Annotated in this window: 23 protein-coding genes; 5 read left to right on the top strand and 18 right to left on the bottom strand. The window is 56.3% G+C overall.

Annotated features, from left to right (window positions below; translation table 11 throughout):
• Window position 1 precedes the first annotated feature (1 nt).
• From rapZ to BUB72_RS06875, 4 genes are read right to left on the bottom strand one after another with little or no spacing between them, the layout of a single operon-like run.
• Window positions 2-904, bottom strand: a complete 903-nt coding sequence (gene rapZ / locus BUB72_RS06890) for an RNase adapter RapZ (RefSeq protein ID WP_073142124.1) — start codon at window positions 902-904, stop codon at window positions 2-4.
• Window positions 901-1,350 (bottom strand): HPr kinase/phosphorylase, encoded by a 450-nt coding sequence (locus BUB72_RS06885; RefSeq protein WP_073142122.1) that lies wholly within the window; start codon window positions 1,348-1,350, stop codon window positions 901-903. The genes rapZ and BUB72_RS06885 overlap by 4 nt, the downstream gene beginning before the upstream one ends.
• A gap of 59 nt (window positions 1,351-1,409) precedes the next feature.
• The gene (locus BUB72_RS06880) at window positions 1,410-3,128 is read right to left on the bottom strand and encodes a sensor histidine kinase (protein ID WP_073142119.1); all 1,719 of its coding nucleotides are present in this window, start codon (window positions 3,126-3,128) and stop codon (window positions 1,410-1,412) included.
• Between the two features lie 2 nt (window positions 3,129-3,130).
• Entirely contained in the window at window positions 3,131-3,832 is a 702-nt protein-coding gene (locus tag BUB72_RS06875) for a response regulator transcription factor (RefSeq protein ID WP_073142117.1), read from the bottom strand.
• A gap of 309 nt (window positions 3,833-4,141) precedes the next feature.
• On the opposite strand from BUB72_RS06875, the gene BUB72_RS06870 reads away from it, so the two are divergent.
• The gene (locus BUB72_RS06870) at window positions 4,142-5,740 is read left to right on the top strand and encodes a phosphoenolpyruvate carboxykinase (protein WP_073142115.1); all 1,599 of its coding nucleotides are present in this window, start codon (window positions 4,142-4,144) and stop codon (window positions 5,738-5,740) included.
• Window positions 5,737-6,306 (top strand): DUF3859 domain-containing protein, encoded by a 570-nt coding sequence (locus tag BUB72_RS06865; protein WP_073142113.1) that lies wholly within the window; start codon window positions 5,737-5,739, stop codon window positions 6,304-6,306. Before BUB72_RS06870 ends, BUB72_RS06865 begins: the two co-directional genes overlap by 4 nt.
• Here the strand turns inward: BUB72_RS06865 and BUB72_RS06860 are convergent.
• Window positions 6,303-7,070 carry a sulfite exporter TauE/SafE family protein gene (locus BUB72_RS06860; RefSeq protein WP_073142111.1) on the bottom strand — a complete coding sequence of 256 codons (768 nt, stop codon included), beginning with the start codon at window positions 7,068-7,070 and terminating at the stop codon, window positions 6,303-6,305. The two genes, BUB72_RS06865 and BUB72_RS06860, sit on opposite strands and share 4 nt — an antisense overlap.
• Window positions 7,071-7,217: 147 nt before the next feature.
• Here BUB72_RS06860 and BUB72_RS06855 point away from each other — a divergent pair, with 147 nt between their 5' ends.
• Both BUB72_RS06855 and BUB72_RS06850 read left to right on the top strand, forming a co-directional pair.
• Window positions 7,218-8,909: an acyl-CoA dehydrogenase family protein gene (locus BUB72_RS06855; protein WP_073142109.1), complete on the top strand. Its 1,692-nt coding sequence runs from the start codon at window positions 7,218-7,220 to the stop codon at window positions 8,907-8,909.
• Window positions 8,910-8,955: 46 nt separating this feature from the next.
• On the top strand, window positions 8,956-9,342 hold the full coding sequence (locus BUB72_RS06850; RefSeq protein WP_073142107.1) for an META domain-containing protein: 387 nt from the start codon (window positions 8,956-8,958) through the stop codon (window positions 9,340-9,342).
• On the opposite strand, the gene recO is transcribed toward BUB72_RS06850, so the two are convergent.
• The 13 genes from recO to folK form a co-directional block, all read right to left on the bottom strand.
• A complete protein-coding gene (recO, locus tag BUB72_RS06845) occupies window positions 9,326-10,057 on the bottom strand; it encodes a DNA repair protein RecO (protein ID WP_073142934.1) in 732 nt (243 codons plus the stop codon). The two genes, BUB72_RS06850 and recO, sit on opposite strands and share 17 nt — an antisense overlap.
• Window positions 10,058-10,070: 13 nt before the next feature.
• Entirely contained in the window at window positions 10,071-10,403 is a 333-nt protein-coding gene (locus tag BUB72_RS06840) for a DUF1491 family protein (RefSeq protein WP_073142104.1), read from the bottom strand.
• A complete protein-coding gene (gene era, locus BUB72_RS06835; RefSeq protein WP_073142102.1) occupies window positions 10,396-11,310 on the bottom strand; it encodes a GTPase Era in 915 nt (304 codons plus the stop codon). Before era ends, BUB72_RS06840 begins: the two co-directional genes overlap by 8 nt.
• Window positions 11,307-11,987 carry a ribonuclease III gene (gene rnc, locus BUB72_RS06830; protein WP_073142099.1) on the bottom strand — a complete coding sequence of 227 codons (681 nt, stop codon included), beginning with the start codon at window positions 11,985-11,987 and terminating at the stop codon, window positions 11,307-11,309. The genes era and rnc overlap by 4 nt, the downstream gene beginning before the upstream one ends.
• A 7-nt stretch (window positions 11,988-11,994) precedes the next feature.
• On the bottom strand, window positions 11,995-12,786 hold the full coding sequence (gene lepB / locus BUB72_RS06825; protein ID WP_073142097.1) for a signal peptidase I: 792 nt from the start codon (window positions 12,784-12,786) through the stop codon (window positions 11,995-11,997).
• A 53-nt stretch (window positions 12,787-12,839) separates the two neighbouring features.
• The gene (gene acpS / locus BUB72_RS06820) at window positions 12,840-13,253 is read right to left on the bottom strand and encodes a holo-ACP synthase (RefSeq protein ID WP_073142095.1); all 414 of its coding nucleotides are present in this window, start codon (window positions 13,251-13,253) and stop codon (window positions 12,840-12,842) included.
• Window positions 13,253-13,696 carry a hypothetical protein gene (locus BUB72_RS06815; protein ID WP_073142092.1) on the bottom strand — a complete coding sequence of 148 codons (444 nt, stop codon included), beginning with the start codon at window positions 13,694-13,696 and terminating at the stop codon, window positions 13,253-13,255. Before BUB72_RS06815 ends, acpS begins: the two co-directional genes overlap by 1 nt.
• On the bottom strand, window positions 13,693-14,316 hold the full coding sequence (locus BUB72_RS06810; RefSeq protein WP_073142090.1) for a LysE family translocator: 624 nt from the start codon (window positions 14,314-14,316) through the stop codon (window positions 13,693-13,695). The genes BUB72_RS06815 and BUB72_RS06810 overlap by 4 nt, the downstream gene beginning before the upstream one ends.
• Window positions 14,313-15,056 carry a pyridoxine 5'-phosphate synthase gene (locus BUB72_RS06805; RefSeq protein WP_073142088.1) on the bottom strand — a complete coding sequence of 248 codons (744 nt, stop codon included), beginning with the start codon at window positions 15,054-15,056 and terminating at the stop codon, window positions 14,313-14,315. The genes BUB72_RS06810 and BUB72_RS06805 overlap by 4 nt, the downstream gene beginning before the upstream one ends.
• A gap of 69 nt (window positions 15,057-15,125) precedes the next feature.
• Entirely contained in the window at window positions 15,126-15,800 is a 675-nt protein-coding gene (locus tag BUB72_RS06800) for a DUF2062 domain-containing protein (RefSeq protein WP_073142085.1), read from the bottom strand.
• A gap of 17 nt (window positions 15,801-15,817) precedes the next feature.
• On the bottom strand, window positions 15,818-17,941 hold the full coding sequence (locus BUB72_RS06795) for a RelA/SpoT family protein (RefSeq protein WP_073142083.1): 2,124 nt from the start codon (window positions 17,939-17,941) through the stop codon (window positions 15,818-15,820).
• 30 nt (window positions 17,942-17,971) lie between these two features.
• Window positions 17,972-18,325 (bottom strand): DNA-directed RNA polymerase subunit omega, encoded by a 354-nt coding sequence (gene rpoZ, locus BUB72_RS06790; RefSeq protein ID WP_073142081.1) that lies wholly within the window; start codon window positions 18,323-18,325, stop codon window positions 17,972-17,974.
• Window positions 18,326-18,416: 91 nt separating this feature from the next.
• Entirely contained in the window at window positions 18,417-19,004 is a 588-nt protein-coding gene (gene folK / locus BUB72_RS06785) for a 2-amino-4-hydroxy-6-hydroxymethyldihydropteridine diphosphokinase (protein WP_073142078.1), read from the bottom strand.
• Window positions 19,005-19,098: 94 nt separating this feature from the next.
• Between folK and BUB72_RS06780 the strand changes: the two genes are divergently transcribed.
• Window positions 19,099-19,677, top strand: coding sequence for a LabA-like NYN domain-containing protein (locus tag BUB72_RS06780; protein WP_073142076.1), 579 nt, complete (start codon window positions 19,099-19,101; stop codon window positions 19,675-19,677).
• Window position 19,678 lies beyond the last annotated feature (1 nt).

The following is a 19,678-nucleotide window of genomic DNA, read 5'->3' as shown; positions in this document are numbered from 1 at the left end:
TTTACGTATCCCCAGAGCCAGGTTTCGCCTGACGCTCCAATTCCCGATGCCTTATAGACACTTGCCACCCCTTATTTGCAAGGGTCTTGCCCATCATTTCCGCAACGGCAACTGACCTATGCTTTCCGCCAGTACAGCCAAGGCCGATTGTAAGGTAGGATTTTCCTTCATCGTGAAACGCCGGAAGCAACAAATCCGTCAGGTCGTTGATCTTCTCGAAGAAGGCGTCAAAGCGTTCATCATCTGTAACATAGTTCGCCACACGCTGATCTTTACCAGTCAAGCTGCGCAAATCAGGTTCCCAATGCGGGTTCCGCAAAAACCGGCAGTCATAGACCATATCGACACCGTGCGGGACGCCGCGTTTATAGGAAAATGAATTCAAAAGCACCGACATTCTTGTTCCGTCCGGTGCAGCAAACAGCGTCGTCAGTTCGTCGCGCAATTCATGCGGGGACAGGTCAGAGGTCTCGATGACCACGTCACTTCGCGATTGTATCGCACCAAGCAACTCACGCTCCCGGCGGATGCCTTCTTGTAGGCTCTCATTCGGGGCCATCGGGTGCGGTCGGCGTGTCTCCGAATATCGGCGGATCAGCACGTCTTCGCGGGCGTTTAGGTAGAGCAAGCTAACCTCTGCATCCGTTTGTGCAGGCAGCGCATCCACAAGCTGCATCAAAGCTTTAGTGGTAAAATCACGGTTTCGAACATCCACCCCCAGAGCGACCGAACGAGTCAGCGGCGGGCCGTCAAGAAGTCTTGGGATAAGCGATAACGGCAAGTTGTCTATTGCCTCGAATCCCAGATCTTCCAGCGCATTAATCGCCGTACTGCGCCCCGCGCCAGAAGGGCCGGTGACAATTACAATTTGATGCGGGTTGGCCTTTGTGCGGTCAGTGTTCATGCGCCCATAGAACCGTGAAATCCATACTTTAGAAAGTGGAAAAGAGCAGCTGGCATATGTGGCGCGTCGAAACTCGAGAGCCGCCGCACCAAATGGTCACCCAGTCGGACCTCGCTCGAAGCAGGCACACGGCTCTGCGCTGTGCAATCCAGATCAACTATCGCTGAAATCATCACGGGACCTGTACTCGGGGCGGATAACACCCCAATCCCGCGCGCTTCAATGGCTTCCGGTAATTCATCTGGGCGACGTGCCATGACACCCCGAGAGCTGTCCGAAAGTTCGCACCTGTCATCCGCCACCAACTCCGCCCCGAACGCCATCAATTGTAAAGCAAGCGCAGATTTCCCGGCACCGGAGTGACCGACGATCAATAGCCCACTTTCATCTACGGCAACACAGGTTGCGTGGATTTGGCAGGGTAATGAGGAGCATGAAAACGTCATAGCGGGAAACTAAAGCGGAATATCTTTGTCGCCCAGCCCAATTCATAGAAATGCTTGGATCAGGTTGGAAGACCAACCACAAAACGCGCGCCGAGCGGTTCGGATGTGATGTCAGCATCGGTCGGGCGAATGTTTTCGGCCCAGATCACACCACCATGAGCTTCGATGATCTGCTTTGAAATCGCCAATCCGAGACCGGAATGGTTGCCGAACTGACGCTCTGGGCGCTCGGAGTAGAAACGGTTGAACACTTTGTTCAATGCCTGTTCGGGGATACCAGGGCCGGTGTCCTCGACCACGACCAGAACGCGGTTGTCGCGACGGCGTGCCCAGATACGCACTGCATCACCCTCTTCGCAAAAGGATGTCGCGTTGGTGATCAGATTTACGAAAACCTGCGCCAGACGCGCTTCTAGGCCGTGAATGACAATCGGCTCGTTAGGGACATCTTTGATAAATTCGACGCCGTTCTCGGCAGCTTGCTGGCCCAAATACTCGGTCAGGTTGTTCAACATCCGCATCAGATCGAACGGCTCTTCGTCTTCCTTCACCAGCTCGCTATCAAGACGCGAGGCGTTGGAGATGTCGCTCACAAGTCTGTCCAAGCGACGCACGTCATGCTCGATGACATCCAGCAAACGGCCGCGCTGCTCGTCGGTTTTTGCCACATGCAATGTGCCGACAGCAGAGCGCAACGACGCCAACGGGTTTTTGATTTCGTGGGCGACATCAGCGGCAAACTGTTCGTTTGCGTCAATGCGTTCATACAAGGCCGAGACCATCCCCCGCATCGCACCAGACAATCGCCCGATCTCGTCAGGGCGCGCGGTAAGGTCCGGTATGCGAACCCGGCTTGGGCTAACTTTACGAGCGTTCTTGTCCTGTCCCAACTCTGCTGCTGCAGCAAGATCGGACAACGGGTTAGCGATGGTTGATGCCAGCACAAGGCTAAGACCGATCGAGACCAGTATCGCGATGACAAACATCTGTAACACTTGCTCGCGCTCGCTGCGGACCAATTGATCAATTTGTCCTGCGACGGTCGACAAGGCTATGACACCAAGCACCTGGCCATTGCGTTCGATTGGCGTTGCGACGGAAAAGATACTGCCACCAGCACCATCTAAACCTGTTCGACTTTCAGTTTGACCATTGGCCGCTTGCGCAAACAGCTTTCTTGCCTCGTCCTCACCGCTTACGTTTGGAACCTGTTTTTGATTGGACCCGAAGGCGCTGGAAATCGTTTCCCATACGCTGTTTAGAAATCCAGTGATGACTGTGCCATTCCGGTCGCTCTGAAGTCCTTCGGTTCCCGCGAGCTCCGGGCGATCGGCCCCCATCGTGCTGGCCAACAATGCTTCGTTTGAAGAAAACACATAGACTTCAACACCTGGAGCGATGTCCAAAGCGCTGAGTGTTGCCGATGGATTTTCCAAAGTGGCATCCTCACCGGACACCGCGAGTTGGGCTTCAAACACATCCGCGATCAGCTGTGCTTCGGAGACCAATGCGACTTCTCGCTGAGCAACAAGGCTGTCTCGAAATGGGTTGAGGAACAAAACACCCGCAACCATGAGGAGCAAAGCCAGCAGGTTGAAGGTGATAATTTTGCGGGCCAAGGGGGAGCGGTTCAGCGAAATCAGATTTCGCTTCTCCCGTTTGGTTCTAAGCTCTTGCTCGACGCCGTCGCCTGACTGCGTCCAGTCTTCGCCCATAACCAATTCTGCGTTTTTTGCTGGCTTAGAGTTCGCCACAGAAAACCTCGACACTAAAGACATAGCTACTCTTCGTTGTATCTGTAACCGATGCCGTAGAGGGTCTCAATCGCCGAGAACTCATCATCGGCTGTGCGCATCTTCTTGCGCAGACGCTTGATGTGGCTGTCGATCGTGCGATCGTCGACGTAGACCTGATCGTCATACGCCACGTCCATCAGCTGATCGCGCGATTTAACGAAACCCGGACGCTGCGCCAAAGCCTGCAGCAGCAGGAATTCGGTCACGGTCAGGGACACATCATTGCCCTTCCACGTCACAGTGTGACGCAGGGGATCCATTGTCAGATCGCCGCGCACCATGGTTTGGGCGACTTCGCCCTCACCGGCATCATCTTTGGCAATCGCTTCTTTGCGGCGCAAGATTGCACGGATACGTTCGACCAGCAGGCGTTGCGAAAATGGCTTCCGCACATAGTCGTCAGCCCCCATACGCAGGCCAAGAACCTCATCGATCTCATCATCTTTTGAAGTCAGGAAAATCACCGGGACTTCGGATTTTTGCCGCAAGCGTTGCAACAAATCCATGCCGTCCATACGCGGCATCTTAATGTCGAGAACTGCCATGTCCGGCATTTTGCGGGTGAAAGCGTCCAGCGCGCTTTGACCATCGTTGTAAGTTTCTACCTCAAAGCCTTCGGCCTCAAGAGTCATTTGAACGGACGTCAGGATGTTCCTGTCGTCGTCCACCAACGCGATTTTTGACATTGGGTGGCCCCTTTTTACTGCTCGTTGCTCTTATTTTTTTCTTACCATCGGCTCTTGGCCCTGCGGAATCAATGAAATTGTGGCGAATCAAGGCCTGTCCATCCTCATTTAGGCAATTACCCCCTAATGTTTGACTAATATGCCGCACCTTATGCCAATGATAACGCTATCACGTCGCGCCCGACCGGTTTCCTCCCAAAACCGACGTGGTATACGGAGATTAATCACCTCGTCGGGGTGACGCCGACGGACACAGGACCCGTTCGGACCTAAAGATGCGCGGGAATTTCTCGCTACAGGAGCAAGCTCATGATCACAGGACGCGTCAATCCAGCTCAAATGTTGGACCAACAGGGTATTTCCGGCCTTGGGAGCGTCTTCTATAACTATCTGGAGCCTGCTTTGGTCGAAGAGGCCCTCAAACGCAACGAGGGCACTTTGGGCAAAGGTGGCTCGTTCCTGGTGACCACCGGCAAACACACCGGTCGCTCTCCAAAAGATAAGTTTGTTGTGCGGACCCCGTCGGTTGAGAACACCATCTGGTGGGAAAATAATGCCCCGATGGAGCCGCAAGCCTTTGACGTTCTGTATGCCGACATGATCGAGCATATGAAGGGTGGCGACTATTTCGTGCAGGATTTGTTTGGTGGGGCCGACCCGCTTCACCGCCTCGACGTTCGCGTCGTTACCGAGCTGGCATGGCACGGCCTATTCATCCGCCACCTGCTGCGACGCCCAGAAGCAGAGGAACTGGCGACATTCGTCCCGGAGTTCACTGTCATCAATTGCCCGAGCTTTCAGGCTGATCCAGCGCGCCACGGGTGCCGCTCCGAGACAGTAATTGCAATGAACTTCGACAAGAAGCTGATCCTGATCGGTGGCACGGCTTATGCAGGCGAGAACAAGAAATCCGTCTTCTCGCTGCTCAACTATCTGTTGCCCGAGAAAAACATCATGCCGATGCACTGCTCGGCCAACCATGCCCACAACAACCCCGCAGATGCGGCCGTGTTCTTCGGACTGTCAGGCACCGGTAAAACCACGCTGTCAGCCGATCCGTCCCGCACGCTGATTGGCGATGACGAGCACGGCTGGTCCGATCGCGGCATCTTCAACTTTGAAGGTGGTTGCTATGCCAAGACGATCTCCCTGTCTGCAGAGGCTGAACCAGAGATCTACGCTACAACCGAGAAATTCGGTACTGTGATCGAGAACATGGTGTTCGACAAAGACACCAAAGAGTTGGACTTTGAAGACGACAGTCTGACCGCGAACATGCGTTGCGCCTATCCGCTGCCCTATATCTCCAACGCCTCCGACACGGCGCTTGGCGGCAACCCCAAGAATATCATCATGCTGACCTGCGATGCATTTGGCGTATTGCCACCCATCGCGCGTCTGACGCCAGCGCAGGCAATGTATCACTTCCTGTCAGGATTTACCTCAAAGGTCGCCGGCACGGAGCGCGGTGTGACCGAGCCGGAGCCCACATTCTCCACCTGCTTCGGTGCGCCTTTTATGCCCCGCCGCCCAGAAGTTTACGGCAACTTGCTGCGCGAAAAAATCGCTCAGCACGGCGCATCTTGCTGGTTGGTCAACACCGGCTGGACCGGTGGTGCGTATGGCACAGGCTCGCGCATGCCGATCCGCGCAACCCGTGCCCTGCTCACTGCAGCCCTGAACGGCTCCTTGAACGAAGGTGAGTTCCGTAAAGACCCTAATTTCGGCTTTGAGGTTCCGGTCACCTGCGATGGCGTCGACAATCGGCTTCTTGATCCACGCAGCACATGGGACAAAGAGTCTGAGTATGACGCTCAAGCCGCGAAGCTGGTGGAAATGTTTGCCGAAAACTTCGGTCAATACGTCCCGTTCATTGATGACGACGTGAAAGACGCCGCGATCGGATGATCCGCACCTTGCTCAACGCGGTCGTAACGATCAGCCTTCTGAGCCTGAATACTCCGGCACAGGCGCAGCACTTGGACAGTGTTGCGCCTGACCTGATTTTTGATGAGCGCATCTTGTCCAGAATTGACTATGGACTGGTTTGCCCTTCAGGCACCGCTAAGAAGCTCGCCGCTCCGGACACACATTTGGGCTTCATCACCCAACGCGACCAGCGACAGCGGATCGAGCACACAACCCAGATCGTTCCGCTCTCCAAAGGCATTGGATTTGGCGTAGATGTGCAGTTACCGGAAGGCACGGAACTACGGGACGTGGAAATCTCTGTTTTTCACCCCCCCTATATCGGCACCGATGTGACCGAAGAAAGCTGGCAAAGCGATTTGCTACCGCACGCCTCCAACCTGAACTTCTTCATGTTCGAGTTCCCGTTCGAAATGGTGGCAGGGGACTGGGCACTGCAGGCCAGTCACCAAGGCACCCTACTCTACTCGGTGAATTTCAAGGTCGTCGACCCGTCGCACATTCCAAACCTGTCGAGCTATTGTTCGGGCGCATTGCTATCCTAACCCATCACCCCGCGCCGGATCAGGTTGAGGCCAGCCAAAAGCAACACCCACGACGTCACTTTGCGAAACGTGGCCTGATCAATTCGGTCCTGCACCTTAAACCCCAGCCAGATGCCAATAAGTGCGGGCGGGATCAATACCGCTGAAAACGGTAGTGTTTCCGCCCGCAAAACCCCTGATTGCAAATGCGCTGCCAAAAGCATGACCGCGCCAAGTCCAAATACCACACCCTGAACGCGCATTTGCTCCTGCTTGGGAGTGTTGACCGCCGTCAGGTATAATACAGTCGGCGGCCCCCAGATACCTGACAGCCCCGCAACAAAACCGGCGAAGGCACCAACGGCTGCCTCAATCCCACCGTTGCGACGGGCCAAAGTCGGGTTCCAACCCAGCAACTGCACCGCAGTAAAGCCGGCCACCGGCAAGCCGATGGCAAAATAGAGGATATTCGACGGGATCATCGTCACCAATTGAGCGCTGAGAACCAGCATGACTGCACCAACACCCAAAAACAGTTTGTAATGGGTAAGAGATGTCCATGCCGCCCGCGCGCCCTGCCGCAAGGCCTGAATGCCATTGGTCGCCACCGTGGGCAGGATCAGCCCTGCCAAGGCCAACTCTGGTGATAAGAAGGTGCTGAGGCCCGAGATGAATATCGTCGGCATGGCAAAACCCACGACACCCTTCACGAAACCGGAAAGTATGCCAATAAACATGGCCAGTATCAAAAGCTCCGGCGAAATGATCGAGGAAAACAAATCCATAAGCTTTGGTAGCCTGCCAATTTTACAAACGCATCAAATTAAACTTCGCGACATTTTCGTTCTTCGGCCTACATTTTCACGCATCAAAGTTGCGCTGCACCTGCAAAAGGATTATTTCAGTGAAAAGCTTTATAAAGGATTCGAGACATGGCCCATGATGGACAGGATATGACCCTTGCGACCCCAACCCAGTCGGTTCTGCCGGATCTGCTAACATTCACAGCAGCCTCCCTTGGCCCAATCAGCGAATTGCTCAATAAGGCGAAAGAAGCTGTGCGGGCGCAAGTCACTGAAAACGGACGTATTTCAGCAGCTTTACTAGAGCAAAATCAAACCGCTGCACACGGGCTTGCATGGCTTGCCACCTATGTGCAGTCCCTGACCCAGATGCAAAAATGGGCTGAAAAACTAACCGCCGAGGGCAAATTTTCCGAGGTTGAACAGCTGATTCACCAGATCGCCTTTGGCGAGTATCTTGGTCAAATCCAAGGTGGCATTCCCATGTCACAGGGTGAAATTCTGCGACTGCAAGATATTGGTCTGTCGCAAGACGACCAGAACAGCGCCATCACGGTCGAGATCACAGCCCTCGCCCGCACGGCTAATACACAAGCCGCACGTACGCGCCTTGTGGAATTGATGCAGGAACGCTCCGCGGAAATCATCACAGGCGCTTCTGGCCTTGATGACGAACTCGAAATGATCCGCGAACAGTTCCGCCGCTTTTCCGTAGAAAAGGTCGAACCCTTTGCGCATGACTGGCACCTCAAGGACGAGCTGATCCCGATGGAGATCATCGAGGAACTGGCAGAAATGGGCGTCTTCGGCCTGACGATCCCCGAAGAGTATGGCGGGTTCGGGCTTTCCAAAGCCTCCATGGTCGTTGTCTCCGAAGAACTATCGCGCGGCTATATCGGCGTGGGGTCCCTCGGCACCCGCTCCGAAATCGCGGCAGAGTTGATCTTGTGCGGCGGCACCGACGCGCAGAAAGAAAAGTGGCTGCCCAAACTTGCCTCCGCCGAAACCTTGCCAACTGCCGTGTTTACCGAGCCAAACACCGGCTCCGACCTAGGCGCGTTGCGCACCCGCGCAGTCAAGGATGGTGATGACTATAAAGTCACCGGCAACAAAACATGGATCACCCACGCCGCTCGCACGCATTTCATGACATTGTTGGCGCGCACCGACCCGGACACGACCAACTATAAGGGCCTGTCCATGTTCATCGCTGAAAAAACGCCCGGCGACGATGCGAACCCGTTCCCGACCGACGGCATGACCGGTGGCGAAATCGAGGTGCTCGGCTATCGCGGCATGAAGGAATACGAACTAGCCTTCGATAATTTCCACGTCAAAGGCGAAAACCTGTTGGGCGGTGCGGAAGGCCAAGGATTCAAACAGTTGATGCAAACCTTCGAGAGCGCGCGCATCCAGACCGCAGCACGCGCGATTGGTGTGGCGCAGTCAGCCATCGACGTCGCCATGCAGTACGCCAACGACCGCAAGCAATTTGGCAAGTCGCTGATCGAGTTTCCGCGCGTGTCCGGCAAAATCGCCATGATGGCGGTCGAAACCATGGTCGCGCGGCAGTTGACGTATTTCTCGGCGGACGAGAAAGACCACGACCGCCGCTGCGATCTGGAGGCGGGCATGGCCAAGCTGCTTGGTGCTCGCGTCGCGTGGGCATCAGCCGACAACGCGCTGCAAATCCATGGCGGCAACGGCTTCGCGCTGGAATACAAGATCAGCCGCATCTTGTGTGACGCCCGTATCCTCAACATTTTCGAGGGAGCTGCTGAAATTCAGGCGCAAGTTATTGCCCGTCGCCTGCTGGATTAAGAAACGTGACTAAACATATGGGGCGCGGCCTGTTAGACCGAGCCCCATGAAACAGCTCGCACTCATCGCCTTGATCTTACTTGCCGCTTGTAAGGACGAAACCATTTCCGGATACGCAGAAGACGGTGCAGTTTGGCAGCTCGAGTCGATTAACGGTGCCGCGTTCAAGGCCCGCGCCACGCTCACCTTTCCACAGCCTGGAAAAATCGCGGGCTCCGGTCCTTGTAACCGCTATTTCGGCAAGCAAACCGCTCCCTATCCGTGGTTTTCTGTCGATGGCGTCGCTAGCACAAAGCGCGCTTGCCCCGATATGCGAGCCGAAAGTGTCTTCTTTGAATCCCTAAGAAAGATGACCTTGTCCGAGGCAACGGGTGCAACACTCATCCTGTCAAATGACGCGGGCGATCAAATGATCTTTAAGACGTCCGAGTAGCCCCCAGCGCCTCGACCAATCGATCCCGCGCGGGCGGTAAAGGTTTGTTACCCAATTGCGGGGCCATCCACGTCGTTAAAAAGTGCCCGGTCGTCGCCAACGCATCCGGCACGCCCTCAAGCGATCCATCACCGACACCTCGCAAACAGTTCGGCAGGTTCAGGAGGCGCGACGCCCATTCTCCTGCTCCTTGTCGTGACACCGCACGGCCAGTTCGGGGCGAGACATATATCAACTCCTGCATGGACCCCGTCACGGCACACGATGACAGATCCAGCCCGAAACCCAACTCCTCCAACAACGCCAGTTCCCACTGCACATAGGCGAGCGGCCACGCATCACTTTCTCCCAGAAGGTCGAACACCAACAAAGTTCGATCGTAGAGTTCGGGGTGGGGGTCACGTTCCGCGAGTGCGAATTGCAGTAACCCACAGAGCGCATTCAGCCCCGCTAAGGCTTTGCGGTCTCCCATGACTGCCGCCGCGCGGGATTTAACCGGCTCCACGGTAAACGCCCCCAAATGCCCTTCAAGACGCGCGCGCCACGAGACATCCAACTGCGCTCCGGGTTGCAATATCGGGGCCATTTTACGCCCCGCACCTCCGCGCACGACACCTGCATGCCGGCCATAGTCAGGAGTAAAGACATCAATGATGGCTGCGTGCTCGCCGTGGCGGCGCGCTGATAGCAAGACCCCTTGGCTCCGCCAATCCATCATTCACACTCCGTTAAGTTAGGCCTTCTTGGTCCAAAAGATGCCGACCCAATTTGTCCTCGACTTCGATCACCCATAGATCAGGGTCGAAACTCAATTGTTTGGTGATGGCCTCGTCGACCTGTCGCTCTTCACCTTCGCTCAAGACAATCCAAGCCCGCTCGCCGCTCATCAGATCAAAAGACCGTTGATAGGCAACCGCCTGCCCATCCAGCGTGTTCAACTTGACCATGACGACGCCCGCTGTCGGATCACCCTTGGAAGTTACAAAGGCCGGAATATTGGCCAGCCGCAAGCGGTTCAGGTAGGCCGAAACCCAGAAATCTGTTGTTAGGCGATTACTCATTACCGTCTTTGAAATCCAAGCCCATCTCGGAGTAGCGTTCGCTTTCCTCCAGCCAGCCGGGTCGCACCTTCACCTGCAAAAACAGGTGAACCTTGCGGCCTAGAAACTCAACCAATTCCTCGCGAGCAGCTTTGCCCACTGCTTTGATTGTCTCGCCCTTGGCACCCAGAACGATGCCCTTGTGGCCATCTCTGATCACATAGATGAGTTGCTCGATACGGGCAGAACCATCTTTCTGCTCCTCCCAGTTCTCTGTCTCGACAGTCATCTGATAGGGCAATTCCTGATGCAGACGCAGGGTTAGTTTCTCGCGGGTAATCTCGGCGGCAATCTGGCGCATCGGCGCATCGGCCAATTGGTCTTCAGGGTACAGCCAAGGACCTTCCGGCACTTTACCTGCAAGCCACTGCCGCAACGCGTCGACCCCATGGCCCTTCTCGGCGGAAATCATAAACGTCTCTTCAAACGCGAAACGGTCATTCAATTCCTTGGTCAATCCAAGCAGCACGTCCGACTTCACGCGGTCGATCTTGTTGATTGCTAGAACCACCGGCGCACCGCTGGTGCGCTCCGCCAACCCGTCCAGAATGGCGCCGACGCCTTCGGTGATACCCCGATGCGCTTCGACAAGCAGCACGACGATATCCGCGTCCGACGCGCCAGACCAAGCGGCGGCGACCATCGCGCGGTCCAACCGGCGGCGGGGCCGGAACAGGCCGGGGGTGTCCACAAACACCAGTTGCGCCTGCCCTTCCATCGCCACGCCGCGGATACGCGCGCGCGTCGTTTGAACCTTGTGCGTAACGATCGACACTTTCGCGCCGACCATGCGGTTGAGCAGCGTCGATTTGCCGGCGTTCGGCTCTCCGATCAGCGCGATGAAGCCCGCGCGCGTTGCCTCGGTCATAATTCCAGCCTTTCCAAAAGCGCCTTGGCCGCAGCCTGTTCCGCTTGCCTCTTGGCCCCTGCCTTCGCTTCGGCGCGCTCGCCTGAGGCGAGTGTTACCGCGATGGTAAATTCCGGCGCGTGGTCGGGGCCTTCGCGCTTGATGATCTCATATATTGGTGTGGTCTCGCCGCGCGCTTGCACAAATTCCTGCAGGGCTGTTTTCGGGTCGCGGGCATCTTCTTCGACTTCGTGAACCCGTTGACCCCAAAGTCTAAGTATCAGGTCACGGGCCGCGGCGAACCCGCCGTCGCGGTACACGGCAGCGATCAGTGCTTCCATCCCATCGCCCAGCAACGCCTCTTTGCGGCGGCCTCCCGATACCATTTCCGACTTACCCAACTTCAGCACCGCGCCAAGTTCAATGTCCCGCGCGACAGCAGCACAGGTCTCTTTACGCACCAACGCATTGTAACGCGGGGCTAAAATCCCCTCGGTCGCTTCTGTGTCAGCGTCCAGCAAAGCCTCGGCCATAACAAGGCCAAGCACGCGGTCGCCCAAGAACTCTAACCGCTGGTTGTCGGGGCGCGTGGTCGACGAAATCGAACCATGGGTCAGCGCGCGCACCAGAAGCTCGGGCTGCTGAAACCGGTATCCGATCCGGTCACAAAAAGCCGAAAGCTCTGCCGACAGTTTCATCGCGGGCCTACTCAATCGCTTTGAAGAACCGGTCGCCGCGCCAGGTCCAGAAATATAACATACGTGAGCCTGCAGACGAGAAGATTACGCGATCTGCACGGCCCAGAAGATTGGCAAACGGCACCATGCCGACACCACCGCCAGCTTGTGCAAAACGGCTGTCGATGGAGTTGTCGCGGTTGTCCCCCATGAAGAAGAAATGCCCTTCCGGCACATCGAACACAGGTGTGTTATCCGCGCCCAACCCGTCACGAATGTTCAGGATCGCATGTGTCACACCGCCCTCCAGCGTCTCCATCGCGCGCTCTTTCTCGCATTCGCCACCAATACCGACTGCACCATTGCTGCACGCCGGGAAGCCACCAACCGAACCTTGAGCCTCATAGGTCTCGACAAACGGATCAGTCGGCACTTGCTTTTGCGCTTGGCCGTTCAAGAACAGAACCCCGTTCTTTACCTGCACCTTGTCACCCGGCAGGCCGATCAGACGCTTGATGTAATCCTGCCCGCTGACGGGATGCCGGAACACCACCACGTCGCCGCGTTCCGGCTCGTCGCCGAACAGGCGGTCAGGGATCGGGCAAACGCCGAACGGACAGCTATACTTGGAGTAGCCATAGGCCATCTTGTTGACGAACAGAAAGTCACCAACCAGCAACGTGTCCTTCATAGAGCCTGACGGGATCCAGAACGGCTGGAAAAACAACGTGCGGAACACCGCGGCAATTGCCAACGCGTAGACCACAGTCTTAACGGTTTCCATGATGCCTTCCGGCTCTTTGTCACTGCTGCGTGCCATCAATATTCTCTTTTTAAAGGTTGGGTGCTACATGCGACCAGCGGGGGTCGGAGTCAAGCCGCTGCCACCGCGATGGGCCGCGCTTCGATCACGACAAAGGCCTGCGCCCAAGGGTGATCGTCGGTCAATGTGACGTGGATAACAGCCTCGTATCCGTCAGGCGTCATTTCGCGCAATCGTTCCGCCGCCCATCCGGTGACCTCCATAACTGGTTGCCCTGTGCGAAGATTGCTCACCGCCATGTCTTTCCACGAAATTCCCATGCGAAGACCTGTTCCCAATGCTTTGGAACACGCCTCCTTTGCAGCCCACCGTTTGGCATAGGTTCCGGCCACATCCTTGCGCCGCTCGGCTTTTCGTTGCTCGATGTCCGTGAACACGCGATTGCGAAACCGGTCGCCGAACCGCGCCAGCGTGCCTTCGATCCGTTCGATATTGGCCAAATCCGTCCCGATCCCAAGGATCATCAGAACCCCGCCGTGATTGCGCCAGTGGACTGGTTCAGCGTCACATTCAATACCTTGTCATCGAACCCGCCGGTGCTCGCGTTGTAGGTCTTCACCTTTACGCCCCAAGTAAGTCCTTTGGCGGGATCGTAGCTGCTGTCCAATCCCTCCAACGTCATGGCGCCAAAACCCAAGCTGCCGCTACTGCCGACCATCATGCACTGGCGGCCACCTACTTCATCAAACGGCGGGGAGAGGATGAGCAGTTGAAACGCCGCCGCCGCGGGTTCCAACGTGTCGATCACAACAAGCCGTACGCGGTTGCCAGCGAAGGTTTGTGTATAGGCCGCCCAAGGCTCGCCAATTGCATCTACGCGGGCTAATTCGTCACACGGGCGTACCTCTTGGGCGGATGCCGGCAGTGTGAGCAACCCGAGCATTATCGCGCTTAGAAATCGTTTCATGTCAGCCTCGCTGTTAGAATTTTCAAACCCGCAAGCCCGAACATAAGACCAAAGCTGATTTCAAACCACCTCCGCAGCTTCTGATAGCCACGGATGAACGCCGCCGTTGAAAACAGCAGCGCGTAGCCGAAAAACACCAAGTTGGACACGATGAACAATGCGCCGAAAGTCTCCCATACCGCCCGAGGGTCGGATCCCGGCGGCACTGCAATGGCAAAGATAGCACCCCAGCCAAAGACTGCCTTGGGATTTGTAAGATGCAGTAGCAGCCCCTTCAAATAGACCGAGCGCAGCCCGCCGCGCTTGGCCTGAACCTTCGCCAACGGCTTATCTGACAGACCGGAGCGAAGCGCTTTAAAGCCCAAATACATCAAATAAGCGGCGCCCACGTAACGCAGCACTTCCACCAGCCACGCATTCGCAAGCATCAATGCGCTCATCCCCAGGGCAGCCGCAACGCCCCAAGTCGCGGAGCCGCAAACGATACCAGCAGCAACTGCCAATCCCGCTGCACGACCGCGTTCCATAGAAGTGCCCGCAATCGCCAGCGTTGCAGGCCCTGGAGAAGCCCCGCCAATTGCCCACGCCAAAAGCAGCAAGGCAAATTCGAAACCCGTCACGCGCGCGCCTCGTCCATCAGACGGCGCATTTCCTTGATTGCGGGGGCCAGTCCCGTGAATATCGCCTCTCCAATCAGGAAATGTCCGATATTCAGCTCCACAATTTCCGGCAAAGCCGCAACCGGTTTCACGCTGTCAAAGGTGAAGCCATGCCCTGCATGAACCTCAAGGCCCAACGAATGCGCGAGTTTGGCCATGTCGCGCAATCGCACGAACTCCGCATCCCGTGCATCAAAGCGCCCTTCGGCATGGGCGTCGCAATAGCTGCCCGCGTGCAGCTCGATTATGTCCGCGCCAATTCGTGCTGCGGCGCGGACCTGCCGCTCGTCGGACCCGATAAACAGGGACACCCGGATACCTGCATTCTTGAAGGGAGAGATATAAGCTGCCAGCCGATTGTCGTCGCCTGCAACGTCAAGCCCACCTTCCGTTGTTCTCTCTTCGCGCCGTTCCGGTACAAGGCAAACCGCATGCGGCTCGGTCGCCAACGCAAGTTTCTGCATCTCGTCCGTCGCCGCCATCTCAAAATTCAGCGGAACAGAAATCGCGTCTTTGATTGCAGCCATGTCAGCGTCGCGGATGTGGCGGCGATCTTCACGCAGATGCGCAGTGATCCCGTCCGCTCCTGCCTCTTGCGCCATTAGCGCGGCGCGAACCGGATCAGGATTGTCGCCACCGCGGGCATTTCGAACTGTTGCAACGTGGTCGATATTCACGCCAAGGCGGAGCTTGTTGGTCATCGGTGCAGTCCTTTGGAGATGGCTCTTCACCTCAGATCATAGGACAACGCGCGGCAAGCTCAACATCGCTTATTGTGAGCGACTGTCTTCAGCTTTCTTGGCCGCCTTGCGGAGCCGGATTTCTTCCAGCTTTGCCTTGATCCGCCCCTTACGGCGGTTCTGATACGCCGCAATCACCGGAGCGCTGAGATAGTAGGCGATAGTCCCCGCAATCACACCGGGAATGAGCCCACCCACCATATAGGGAAGGAACACCTCGTTATAAAAGCCGGCCAGTCGATCCCAATGGGCCACGTCATCGGTAAACATCGCCCAGAAGTTATCTTTCAAGTCACGCCAGGCACCCGCGAACCGCCGAGCGAGGTTCATGTCCGGCTCAAACTCGGTGCCAAGCAAGAAGTGGCCTGTCTTTAGCGACACGACGCCAATCGGCAAGTATGTGAGCGGGTTGCCAAAAAAGGTCGCCATCAACGCGGCCAGAATGTTGCCACGCATGACTTTTGCGATGAAGGCCGCGATGAAAAAATGAAAGCCGTAAAATGGGGTGAAAGTTGTAAACACACCCGCGAAAATGCCCCGCGAAATACGGTGAGGCGCATCAGGCAAGCGACGAACGCGGTGTTTAACATACCCGAACGCCCGCCCCCAGCCACCTTGCGGCCAGATCAAATGCCACGCCCACAGGGCCCAGCTTTTTGGCGTTCGGCGTTTGAACACGTCTGGTCTTTCACCTCTCCGCCCCATTGTTTCGGGGCCACTCGTTACGGTTTGCGGCTCAAATCTCGGTGCCGTTCCAACCCAGCCACGTCACTATCTGCCTCGATAGCGGTCATGACCCCGTGCAGATGCTCGGAATCCCTGACGTCGACATCCATCAATAACTGGAAATAGTCCGGCTTGCGGTCGATAAAATGCATGTCCGAAATATTCGCCTTCTGCTCCCCGATCAATGTGCAAATACGTCCCAGAACCCCAAAGCTATTGCCAATCGTTAACGCCAGAGTAACCGTATTGGTTGCCGCGTGTCGGCCAGAATGCCAGCGAATATCAAGCCAGCGCTCTGGCTGGTCCTCCAACTCGACGAGCGCGTCGCAGGCGATGGCGTGAACAAACACCCCCTCACCCTTGTACTTGATCCCGACAATCCGCTCTCCCGGCACGGCCTGGCAACAAGCAGCGCGTTTGACCTGAACACCCTCGGGCAGGCCGACAACGGGGCGTTCATTATCCGCGGGCTCCATATCCGCCTTGCTCGCGAGTTCTGGATACAGCGCGGTCACAACTTCGCGTGCCGACAACTCGGTCGAGCCAACATATTCCAGCAATTGAGACGCGTCGGTCAGGCTCAACTCCTTCGCGGCAGTCTCTAACGCCTTATCCGATGCCTTCTTGCCGACATGTTCAAACGCCACGCGGGTCAATTCACGACCCAGCTTGATATAGCGGTCACGATGCTCTTCACGCAGGGATTTGCGAATTGCCGATTTCGCCCGCCCGGTGACCGCAATGTCGATCCATGTCGGCTGCGGCTTTTGCCCTTCGGCGGTGATGATTTCAACCGATTGCCCGTTGCGCAACCGTGTCCAAAGCGGCACCCGCAATCCATCAACCTTCGCCCCGACGCAGCTATGCCCGATCCGGGTGTGGATCGCATAGGCATAGTCTAGCGGTGTTGCACCCCGCGGAAGTTTGATCACCTCGCCTTTCGGAGTGAAACAGAACACTTGGTCCGAATACATCTCCAATTTCACATGCTCGAGAAAATCGTCATGGTCGTCGGCTTGATCGAACCGCTCTGTCATCGAAGACACCCAAGTGGACGGGTCGACGGCAAACGGGTTTTCGACCCGCTCTCCGTCACGATACGCCCAATGTGCGGCGACACCGGCCTCGGCAACATCATGCATCTGGCGGGTTCGAATCTGGATTTCTACGCGTTTGCCGTCGCGCCCCGATACGGTCGTGTGGATCGAACGGTAACCATTAGTCTTTGGCTGGCTGATATAGTCCTTGAAGCGTCCGGGCACCGAGCGCCAGCGGCGGTGCAAAACCCCCAAGGCACGGTAGCAATCATCCTCGGAATTGGCGATGACGCGGAAGCCATAGATGTCGGACAGACGTGAGAAGCTTTGCTTCTTCTCCTCCATCTTGCGCCAGATGGAATAGGGTTTCTTGGCGCGCCCAAACACCTTGCCTTCAATATTCGCGCGGGCCAACTCGGTGCGGATGTCTTCGGTGATTTTCGGGACAACATCGCCCGTCTCTTTTTGTAGTGTGATGAAGCGCCGGATAATTGACGCCCGCGCATCCGGGTTCAGGACGCGAAACGCTAGGTCTTCCAGCTCTTCGCGCATCCAATGCATCCCCATCCGCCCTGCCAAAGGCGCGTAGATATCCATTGTCTCGCGGGCCTTCTGAATCTGCTTGTCCGGGCGCATGTGTTTGATCGTGCGCATATTATGCAGACGGTCTGCAAGTTTCACCAAAATGACCCGAAGGTCCTTGGACATCGCCATAAATAGCTTGCGAAAGTTTTCCGCCTGCTTGGTCTCGGTCGAGTTCAATTCCAGATTGGTCAGTTTGGTGACGCCATCCACCAGTTCCGCGATCTCGGAGCCAAAGCGGCGTTCCACCTCGGAATAGGTCGATCCCGTGTCTTCAATCGTGTCATGCAGCAATGCTGTGACGATCGTTGCATCATCCAGCCAACGCTCGGTCAGCAGGGCGGCAACTTCAACAGGATGGGAGAAATATGGCTCGCCGGAATGCCGCGTCTGCCCTTCGTGCATTTTCGCACCGTAGGCATAAGCATCCCGGATCAGGGCTTCGTTGGTGTTCGGATTGTAGGCGCGGACCATTGCGATCAGGTCGCTGTCAGAAATCATCCGTTGGTCCGCCGCCAATTTTGTAGAGCCTTACTTTGGCCCTTGTGCTTCCATCAAGGCCCGCAACAGCTTCTCTTCGGACATGTCGTCATCGGCAGGTTTGTCCTGCTCAACACCCATGAGAAGCGCCATGGCGTCTTCTTCAGGCTCGTCCACTTCGATCTGTGTCTGGTTGCTTTCGATCATGCGCTCGCGCAACTCGTCAGCAGTCTGGGTCTCTTCCGCAATCTCGCGCAGTGATACGACAGGGTTCTTGTCGTTATCACGATCAATAGTGAGCGCGCCGCCGGCCGCAATCTCACGGGCACGATGGGACGCAAGCATAACCAGTTCAAAGCGGTTAGGTACTTTGTCTACGCAATCTTCAACCGTCACGCGGGCCATGGGGGACTCCAGTCATTCACAGGGGATGTCAGACGGCACAATTAGGACCGTTACAGGACGAATACAACCTCAAAACCCGCAAATTTGGCCTTCACAGAGGGCAAATCGTGCCTTTTTCCGCATCCGGCAAGGCTGATAACATATCTGCAAGGCTACGACCGCTTAAAGGATGCACCCAATCAGGCGCAATATCAGCCAATGGAATCAATACAAATGCGCGGTCCTGAATCCTGGGATGCGGCAAAATCAGACGGTCCGGCGCATCCTTCTTTTGACGCTCCAACGGCAGATCAACCCAATGCGTCACTGTCGCGGCATCTGGGAGTATCCTGCCTCCATAATCCAGCAGATCAAGATCAAGTGTCCGTGCGGCCCACCGCGCCTCGCGCACCCGTCCGAAAACAGCCTCAACGCGGTGTAAATACGCCAAAAGAGCGTCTGCAGACAGGCTGGTCTCGAGGGTTATGGCGGCGTTCACATAGTTCGGCCCGCTGCCTACCGGAAACGCGGGGCTTCGGAAAAAGCGACTTTCCGCCAGCACGTTAACTGAGTCGCAAGAAATTGCTTGTTTCACGTCGCGCAGGGTGAATTCCGGTGATCCAGAGCTTGACGTCGCGTTACTACCCAGCGCAACATGGGCTATTATCAGCCCTTTGTGACCCCCCGTGGGTTGCGGCATAAGCTTTTTTCCTTATGTTTGCTGAAGCGCGTACGCCTGCGCCCTTCACTCGGGGACTATTAAACAGGCTGAGCGATTATCGGAAGGACATTTGATGTTTTACAAAGACGAAAGGCTGGCACTGTTTATAGACGGGTCGAATCTATATGCCGCAGCCAAGTCTTTGGGGTTTGATATTGACTATAAACTCCTGAGACATGAGTTCATGCGTCGCGGCAAAATGCTACGCGCATTCTACTATACAGCCCTACTCGAGAATGACGATTATTCGCCCATTCGTCCGCTTGTGGACTGGCTGCATTACAACGGCTTCACCATGGTCACCAAACCGGCCAAGGAATACACCGACCGTGAAGGTCGTCGTAAGGTCAAAGGCAACATGGATATCGAACTTGCTGTCGATGCCATGGAACTCGCCCCGCATGTCGATCACATCGTGATCTTTTCGGGCGATGGCGACTTCCGCCCCTTGATCGAAGCAATCCAGCGCAAAGGCGTGCGTGTGTCGGTCGTGTCGACGATCCGCTCCAACCCGCCAATGATCTCTGATGAACTGCGCCGTCAGGCCGACAATTTCATCGAACTCGACGAGCTGCGCGAGGTGATAGGCCGCCCGCCACGGGAAGGCGACATGAGCTTCACCCGCGAACGGGAACGCGAAGTCACTGAATAAG

Origin of the sequence: Litoreibacter ascidiaceicola, assembly GCF_900129235.1 — a bacterium.
GTDB lineage: Bacteria > Pseudomonadota > Alphaproteobacteria > Rhodobacterales > Rhodobacteraceae > Litoreibacter > Litoreibacter ascidiaceicola.
The sequence above is the reverse complement of the archived record's forward strand: the minus strand, read 5'-3'. Positions and strand labels throughout refer to the sequence as shown.

Coding starts and splice junctions, on each gene's coding strand:
- BUB72_RS06795 (WP_073142083.1), bottom strand. CDS start 17,941: ATGATTTCTGACAGCGACCTGATCGCAATGGTCCGCGCCTACAATCCG.
- BUB72_RS06870 (WP_073142115.1), top strand. CDS start 4,142: ATGATCACAGGACGCGTCAATCCAGCTCAAATGTTGGACCAACAGGGT.
- BUB72_RS06860 (WP_073142111.1), bottom strand. CDS start 7,070: ATGGATTTGTTTTCCTCGATCATTTCGCCGGAGCTTTTGATACTGGCC.
- BUB72_RS06780 (WP_073142076.1), top strand. CDS start 19,099: ATGTTTTACAAAGACGAAAGGCTGGCACTGTTTATAGACGGGTCGAAT.
- BUB72_RS06855 (WP_073142109.1), top strand. CDS start 7,218: ATGGCCCATGATGGACAGGATATGACCCTTGCGACCCCAACCCAGTCG.
- recO (WP_073142934.1), bottom strand. CDS start 10,057: ATGGATTGGCGGAGCCAAGGGGTCTTGCTATCAGCGCGCCGCCACGGC.
- BUB72_RS06880 (WP_073142119.1), bottom strand. CDS start 3,128: ATGTCTTTAGTGTCGAGGTTTTCTGTGGCGAACTCTAAGCCAGCAAAA.
- rnc (WP_073142099.1), bottom strand. CDS start 11,987: ATGAAACTGTCGGCAGAGCTTTCGGCTTTTTGTGACCGGATCGGATAC.
- BUB72_RS06805 (WP_073142088.1), bottom strand. CDS start 15,056: ATGACCAACAAGCTCCGCCTTGGCGTGAATATCGACCACGTTGCAACA.
- BUB72_RS06850 (WP_073142107.1), top strand. CDS start 8,956: ATGAAACAGCTCGCACTCATCGCCTTGATCTTACTTGCCGCTTGTAAG.
- BUB72_RS06885 (WP_073142122.1), bottom strand. CDS start 1,350: ATGACGTTTTCATGCTCCTCATTACCCTGCCAAATCCACGCAACCTGT.
- rpoZ (WP_073142081.1), bottom strand. CDS start 18,325: ATGGCCCGCGTGACGGTTGAAGATTGCGTAGACAAAGTACCTAACCGC.
- BUB72_RS06840 (WP_073142104.1), bottom strand. CDS start 10,403: ATGAGTAATCGCCTAACAACAGATTTCTGGGTTTCGGCCTACCTGAAC.
- rapZ (WP_073142124.1), bottom strand. CDS start 904: ATGAACACTGACCGCACAAAGGCCAACCCGCATCAAATTGTAATTGTC.
- lepB (WP_073142097.1), bottom strand. CDS start 12,786: ATGGCACGCAGCAGTGACAAAGAGCCGGAAGGCATCATGGAAACCGTT.
- acpS (WP_073142095.1), bottom strand. CDS start 13,253: ATGATCCTTGGGATCGGGACGGATTTGGCCAATATCGAACGGATCGAA.
- era (WP_073142102.1), bottom strand. CDS start 11,310: ATGACCGAGGCAACGCGCGCGGGCTTCATCGCGCTGATCGGAGAGCCG.
- BUB72_RS06815 (WP_073142092.1), bottom strand. CDS start 13,696: ATGAAACGATTTCTAAGCGCGATAATGCTCGGGTTGCTCACACTGCCG.
- BUB72_RS06875 (WP_073142117.1), bottom strand. CDS start 3,832: ATGTCAAAAATCGCGTTGGTGGACGACGACAGGAACATCCTGACGTCC.
- BUB72_RS06865 (WP_073142113.1), top strand. CDS start 5,737: ATGATCCGCACCTTGCTCAACGCGGTCGTAACGATCAGCCTTCTGAGC.
- BUB72_RS06800 (WP_073142085.1), bottom strand. CDS start 15,800: ATGGGGCGGAGAGGTGAAAGACCAGACGTGTTCAAACGCCGAACGCCA.
- folK (WP_073142078.1), bottom strand. CDS start 19,004: ATGCCGCAACCCACGGGGGGTCACAAAGGGCTGATAATAGCCCATGTT.